The sequence below is a fragment of the Mesorhizobium sp. M7D.F.Ca.US.004.01.2.1 genome, assembly GCF_003997785.1.
Classification (GTDB): Bacteria; Pseudomonadota; Alphaproteobacteria; order Rhizobiales; family Rhizobiaceae; genus Mesorhizobium; species Mesorhizobium loti.
Genome location: NZ_RZRQ01000035.1, coordinates 23,288 through 29,941, shown reverse-complemented (window position 1 = coordinate 29,941; position 6,654 = coordinate 23,288). Strand labels below are relative to the sequence as shown.

Annotated in this window: 7 protein-coding genes; 4 read left to right on the top strand and 3 right to left on the bottom strand. The window is 63.6% G+C overall.

The window, feature by feature from the left end:
- From EN993_RS08405 to EN993_RS08395, 3 genes are all read right to left on the bottom strand, one after another.
- Window positions 1-857, bottom strand: an 857-nt coding sequence (locus tag EN993_RS08405; protein WP_164757579.1) for a hypothetical protein, incomplete at its 3' end; no start/stop codon positions are given.
- Window positions 858-1,137: 280 nt separating this feature from the next.
- Complete coding sequence (locus EN993_RS08400; protein WP_245468702.1) at window positions 1,138-1,407, bottom strand: hypothetical protein; 270 nt, start codon at window positions 1,405-1,407, stop codon at window positions 1,138-1,140.
- Window positions 1,408-1,823: 416 nt separating this feature from the next.
- Entirely contained in the window at window positions 1,824-2,582 is a 759-nt protein-coding gene (locus tag EN993_RS08395) for an SDR family oxidoreductase (protein ID WP_109659473.1), read from the bottom strand.
- A gap of 155 nt (window positions 2,583-2,737) precedes the next feature.
- Between EN993_RS08395 and EN993_RS08390 the strand changes: the two genes are divergently transcribed.
- The 4 genes from EN993_RS08390 (at window position 2,738) to EN993_RS08375 (ending at window position 6,622) form a co-directional block, all read left to right on the top strand.
- Window positions 2,738-4,147 (top strand): aldehyde dehydrogenase family protein, encoded by a 1,410-nt coding sequence (locus EN993_RS08390; RefSeq protein ID WP_109661243.1) that lies wholly within the window; start codon window positions 2,738-2,740, stop codon window positions 4,145-4,147.
- Between the two features lie 15 nt (window positions 4,148-4,162).
- Window positions 4,163-4,966 (top strand): N-formylglutamate amidohydrolase, encoded by an 804-nt coding sequence (locus EN993_RS08385; RefSeq protein WP_109659475.1) that lies wholly within the window; start codon window positions 4,163-4,165, stop codon window positions 4,964-4,966.
- A 188-nt stretch (window positions 4,967-5,154) separates the two neighbouring features.
- Window positions 5,155-5,739: an XRE family transcriptional regulator gene (locus EN993_RS08380; protein WP_109659477.1), complete on the top strand. Its 585-nt coding sequence runs from the start codon at window positions 5,155-5,157 to the stop codon at window positions 5,737-5,739.
- Between the two features lie 157 nt (window positions 5,740-5,896).
- The gene (locus tag EN993_RS08375; RefSeq protein WP_127262911.1) at window positions 5,897-6,622 is read left to right on the top strand and encodes an ABC transporter ATP-binding protein; all 726 of its coding nucleotides are present in this window, start codon (window positions 5,897-5,899) and stop codon (window positions 6,620-6,622) included.
- The last annotated feature ends 32 nt before the right edge of the window (window positions 6,623-6,654 follow it).

The following is a 6,654-nucleotide window of genomic DNA, read 5'->3' as shown; positions in this document are numbered from 1 at the left end:
GCAGCGGCCGGTGGAAAACAGGCGTTGAAGGCGGCATCGACAATGGCCAGCTTGGCGGCCTGGACGGTCATGTACTCCTGATAGAAGGTGTTCGACACCCACATCACCGAATGACCGCGCGGGCCGAGCCAGCCGATGCTGCCGAGTTCCTCGGCGGCGCGCAGCTTGCGGGCCAGGTGTGTCCGCGAGAGCTTGAGCCATTTGGCGAAATCTCCGATCGAAACCACGCTCGTTGGAATCTGCTCCAGACCGGCATGATCGGGGTCGATGCCCGACATCAGCCAGTCCATGACGATGCCGCCATTGTTGAGCCAGATGAACAGGGAGAATGTCTGGTTGGGCTCGCGCACCGGCTTGGAGGCAAGCAGGCCGTCCGCCACCAGAGGCTGCAGCCTGGCAACCATCTCGGGGTGTTCCAGGAACCTGGCCAAGCGGTCAGCGCCGTCGAGATGGTCCAGCGTCTGCAGATGGGCAAGGACCCAACCGGTAAAAGTCTGCACGGTTGCCGCCGTCGGCTGCAAGGGGTGCGTACGGCCGTCCCCGCCCGACACATACTCGGCAATGTGGTAGTGCAGCATCTCCTTGATGAAGGCGTCCGCCGTGTTGCGGCTGGCCACAGCGTGCCGGTGCACGAACTCGATGAAACGCGATACCGTCAACTCCTTGCGCCGGTCGTTCGGGTCGCGCCTGAAATGCATGGCAAGGCCGACATGGCCCATCAGCCAACGCTGCTGCGTGGCGAAAATGGAAGCCAGCCGCGGGCTCTCTTCATAGATACGGATCAGCGCCAGCGACTGTGCCTGAACATGGCGATGCAGGGCCGGATGGCCGGCAATGTCTTCCAGATTCAGCGCCATCCTCCTCATGTTCCGATTCAACTCCAAACGCGGAGTTGCGTTCCACATTTTTCAGCCTTCCACAGCCGTGTCCAGAGGGTACCAAAGTTGGAGAAGAGGCCTGTCCGATAGCGGCCAGTTCATGGCGCAGCGTGCGAACTGATTGCTACGGCCAGAGCATAGGAGACGTCGCGTCCGCTGTCGCGTCGGCTCAGTAGGTTTTGCCTTCTTCTATATGCTGTCGGAAAACCGGCGCCCCCGGAAATCGCCGGAGGCGCCGTGCGATCATTGTCGGCCTGCGTCAGCCGTTTGGATAATAGCCGCCATCGGCACCGTCGCCGATGTAGAAGCCGCCGCCTGAATCATCCTGCAGTCGCTGATCCAGATTCTCGATCTGGCTGAGCAAACCTTGGTACGCGCCGCCGCCCGTGGCCGAGCGATGGATGCTGTCGGCCCTCATCATCAGATCGTGCTCCTGCTCAGGGGTGATCGCCTTGGCATCCCTTGCCTCGATAATCCCCTGCTTCACGCCCTGCAACTGGTCGAGGACCGCTCTTGGCTCGACAGACATGCCCCTGCGGTTCGACCCTGTGGCGGTGTACCGCGTAAGCACTCGATAGCGGCACCGCCGCCAGTAGCGATGCGATTGCTATGATCCTTGGTGTGAAATTGCGCATGGTCGCGCCTCCCTTCAACGGGAAAAGCGGTATGGATATCGCTTTCCGGACACGGGCCGTCCGCTCCGTCGCGTCGCGATGATCCTTGCCATCGCCGGCGGTTCGTGGCCCGCAATTTCCATATAGGGGTGTTCCAATCCGTTAGACGGCAAGGAACGGAAAGTTGACAGATTGTGATCGCTGAGAGACCCGGCATGTCATGCCGTCTCATTCTCCCTGTTGCAGGCTTTGCGACCATGCGTGCCGCGGCGATGACCGCAGCTATGGTCTTGGCGCCGGTGCCGCCACAGCCCGGCAGCGGGCGTGCTGGCTACATGCGCATCAGCAGGCCGCCGTCGACGGCGAGTTCGATGCCGGTGATGTAACTCGCCGCGTCGGAAAGCAGGAACAGGGCCGCGTTAGCCATGTCCTGCGGCGTGCCGATGCGGCCGAGCGGCGCGTAGCTCGCAACGGCCGAGCGCTTCTCCTCGGTGTCCCAGCGCGCCTGCAACGGGGTTAGCGCCATGCCGGGGCAGATGGCGTTGGAGCGGATGCGCTCACCGGCCAGCTGCATGGCGAGCGATTTCGAGAGCGCGCAGACCCCGGCCTTAGATGCCTGATAGGCGTCCTGCGGGTTGGCGTCGCCGCGATACCACTGGATGGTCGAGAAATGCACCATGGCGCCGCCGCGTCCGCCCGAGCGCATATGCGGGACGACCGAGCGCGCCGTGTGTACGAAGGATTTCAAATTGATCCTGAACACCTCGTCCCAGACGTCGAGATCCATCTCGAGGGCGGACTTGTCGCGACCGAACCACAGCACGCCGGCGACATTGGCGAGATAGTCGATGCCGCCGCGCTCGCGGCCCGCCGTACCGATCGTCTGTTCGACAAAGGCGGCGTCGGTGAGGTCGCCCTGCGCGAAGGTGAGCCTGTCGTCGTAAGAAGCGAGGGAGGCCGGCCGGGCCTTCACGTCGATGGCGGTGACGGAGGCGCCGGCATCGAGCAGCGCCAGCGTGATCGCCTCGCCCATGCCGCCGCCTGCGCCGGCGACGACCGCATGCCTGCCGGTGAAATCGTAAGCGATCATCTGAACCCCTCGTCTGCTTCTGCCGAAATGCCGATCGAAAGGACAATAGGGGCGGACTAAAAATCCATCAAGCGGTATTAGAAAAAATTTGCCAAAATGGAAAATCGCGATATCGTACCCAAAGTGCCCCCTCAGCTCGGATGGATTTCAACAGCATGAACCTGCATTCCGGCGCGCGGACCTTTTCCGTGACTTCTCCCGTCGACGACTCGATCTATACGACGCGCTCTTATGCGGACGGTTCCACCATCGAGGCAGCGCTGACCCGGGCGCGTGCAGCCCTGCCGTCCTGGCGGCGGACGAAGCTGGCCGAGAGGCTGGCGATCCTGCTGCGCTTCGGCGAGGAGATGAAGGCGCGGGCAATGCCGCTGGCCGAGATGGTGGCGTGGCAGATCGGCCGGCCGCTGTGGCAGGCCGACGAGACGCCGCGCCTGGCGCTGGTGGGACAATTGCTTGCCGACATCGCACCGGAAGCGCTGGCCGATGTGCCATATCCTTCGGATGAGACCATCCGCCGCTATGCCAAGCCGGTGGCGGGCGGCTTGCATCTGTCGATCTGCGCCTGGAACTATCCGACCGCCATGCTCGGCTATCTTGTGACCGCGCCGCTCGCCGCCGGTAATGTGGTGATCTTCAAGCATTCGCCGCAGACGCCACTGATTGCCGAACTCGCGGAAGAGGCCTTCCGTGCCGCCGGCGGCCCCGAGGGCGTGTTCCAGAGCTTGCATCTCGATCATGCCGATGCCGAGCGCTTGATCTCGTCAGGCGCCTTCAACGCGGTGAATTTCATCGGTTCGGTCAATGGCGGCCGGCGCGTCCATGCCGCCGCCGCGGGCACCTTCACGCAGGTTCATCTCGAACTCGGCGGCAAGGATCCGACCTATGTCCGCGCCGATGCCGACCTCGAGGCAACGATCCCGCAGATCGCCGAGGGCACCTATTCCAATGCCGGCCAGTCCTGCTGCTCGGTCGAGCGCATCTATGTCGACAAGGCGATCCATGACCGCTTCGTCGAAGCGCTGGTCGCCGAGACGGCGAAATGGACTATTGGACATCCCTTTGACGAGAAGCCGATGGTTGGCCCGGTGGTGCGGGCGAGTGCCGCCGACACGATCCGCGATCTCACCGAGCAGGCGGTGCGGGCAGGGGCCCGGCGCCTGATGCCGCGAGACGGCACGCTCAAGGCCTCTGGCCTCGGCGCCGCCTATGTCGCGCCAGAAGTGCTGGTCGGTGTCGACCACAGCATGCAGATCATGCGCGACGAGCTGTTCGGGCCGGTGGCCTGCATCCAGTCCGTCGGCAGCGATGACGAGGCGATCCGTCTGATGAACGACAGCGATTTCGGCCTCAGCGCCTCGATCTGGACCCGGGATATCGATCGCGGCGTGGCGCTGCTTGACGAGGTCGAGGCCGGCACGGTGTATCTCAACCGCTGCGACCACGCCGACCTGCATCTGCCCTGGGGCGGCATCAAGAATTCCGGCCTCGGCCGCACCAATGGCCGCGCCGGCCTGGCGGAGGCGACAGCGGCGAAGGCCTACCATGTCCGCTCCGTCATCGGCTGATCTAGAGGTGGCCCGGTGAACGCCGCGAGCCTTGCAGGGCTTGATGATGGAGCAATCGCCGCGCTGGCCGCCGCCAGCGTCGAGCGGCTGCGGATCGAGGCGGCAAGCCCCTATATGCTGATCGCCGAACATGCGGGCAATCTGGTGCCCGCGCCATGGCATGACCTTGGCCTCGCAGCGCCCTATCTCGGCACACATTTCGCTGTCGATATCGGTATCGATGCCTTGACGCGCCGGCTGTCGCGGACATTGCGAGCGCCGGCCGTGGTTGCTCATTATTCGCGGCTGTTCCTCGACTACAACAGGCCCGCCGGCGAATGGGATTTCATGCGCCCGGACCTCGGCGGCATTCCGGTGCCCGGTAATCTCGCACCCGATGCAGTCGATGTCAGGCTGCGCAAGATGATCGCCTGGGCACCGGTCGAACAGGCTGTTATCGAGGCCGCTGCGGGCCGGCAGGCGCTGATCTCTGTGCATTCCTTCACCCCGGTGATGGGCGGTGTCAGGCGCAATGTCGACATCGGCGTGCTGTGGCGGGAGCCATCTCCCTTCGTCACCTCGGTGTTGAAAACGCTTGGCGCGCGGGGTGCCGAGGCCGGGTTGAGGATCGGCGACAACGAGCCGTATGACTGGCGCCAGGCCGTTGGCTACACGCTGAACCGGCACGGGCTGGAGCAGGGCAGGCCTTGCCTCTATCTCGAAGTCCGCAACGACTTGCTTTCCGATCCGGAAACATTCGAGCTCGTCAGCCGCACCTTGGAGGATGTCTTTGCCACCGTCGCGATGTCGCTATGGCCGAAGCCAGCCGTAGCCGTCTAAGGCGATTCGCCGAATGGCGAACCGCTTTATCTCTTTGTTTTGACGCAATTCCCCAGGGAAAGCGCGATGGGCTTTTCCCGGGAAAACCGCCGCACACTTTTCCTGGAATTGTTCTAGAGGCTGGACGCCCCAAGGCCGCCCGGCTAGAGCTTGTCAAATTGGAAACACGACAGCCAAGGGCGCGGACGATGCAGGGCAATGTGGGCAGCAAGATCCGCGATGCCCGCAAGGAGCAGAACATCACGCTGCGCGATCTCAGCGAACGCTCCGGTCTTTCGGTTTCACAATTGTCGAAACTGGAGAACGGCAAGGCCCGGCTGACGGTCGACGTCGCGCTGATGATCGCCGGGGTGCTGCATGTGCCGGTGGCCTCCTTCCTGTTCAGTCCGAAGCCGGGCATGCAGGCGCGGCGCTCGATCACGCGCGCCGGCAGCGGCATCCTGCACCAGGGCAACGCGATGGAATTCGAGGTCCTGTGCAGCGATTTTCGCGACAAGACCAACATTTTCTGGCGTGTCACGCTGCGTGCGAGGAGCTTCGAGGAGAACGGCGGCTGGCGCAGCCATTCGGGCGAGGAATTCATCCACGTGCTGAGCGGCAGCCTGGAACTGCACACGATCCATTATGATCCCACAGTGCTGCAGCCGGGCGATAGCATCCTTTTCGACGGCGAAATGCAGCATGCCTATATCGCGCTGGGCGACGAGCCGGTGATCATGCTGATGTCGAACACCGTGCCGCGCGACGGGCTCCCGGCCGGAGCCGGGGTCTGATCCCGGCCTGACCGGAATCCGGGCTCGAAAGTTCGAGCCCTCTAAGAATATTTTCTAAAATGGAAAAAAATACTTGTTATGGAAAAGTCCGGGGTCTAGCATCCTGTTGACCGGCCGACAGGAGAAATAGCCATCGGCCGGATGGGAGATGTGACCGATGCTGTCGGTTGAGGCAGTCAGCAAGACCTTTGGCGGCGTGCAGGCGTTGCGCAGTGCCTCGCTGGCCTGCGAGGCCGGCGAAATCCTCGGCCTGATCGGCCCCAATGGCGCCGGAAAATCGACCCTGGTCAATGCCATCTCCGGCGTGCTCAAGCCGGACACCGGCAGTGTCAGGCTGGCGGGCAAGGAGATCACCGGCCACGGCCCCGAGTACTGCGCCCGGGCGGGCGTCGCGCGTACGTTCCAGACCATCCGGCTGTTCAAGGATTTGACCGTTAGGCAGAATGTCGAGGTCGCCCATATCACCTGCCAGGCGGTGCGGCCGGAAGCGGCGGCACGCATCGGCGTCGATCAACTGCTTGCCCAATATCAGTTGGACGGCTTCGCCGACGTTCCGGCCGGCACGCTGTCCTATGGCAGCCAGCGCCGGCTCGAAATCGCCCGCGCGCTGGCGCTGGGGCCGTCGCTGCTGCTGCTCGACGAGCCGGCGGCCGGTCTCAATGAAGGTGAGTCCGAAACGCTCGCGGTGGCGATCGAGGGCATTCGCAGGGATGTCGGCTGCGCGACCATCGTCATCGATCATGATTTGCGCTTCATCAACCGGCTTTGCGACCGGCTCTGCGTCATGGACCAGGGCCAGGTGATCGCGTCCGGGCAGACCGAAGCGGTGTGGCGCGATCCACGCGTCATCGAGGTTTATGTCGGGCAGTCCGAGACATCGTGACGGCGCCCCGCAACGTCAACAACAAGGGAGAA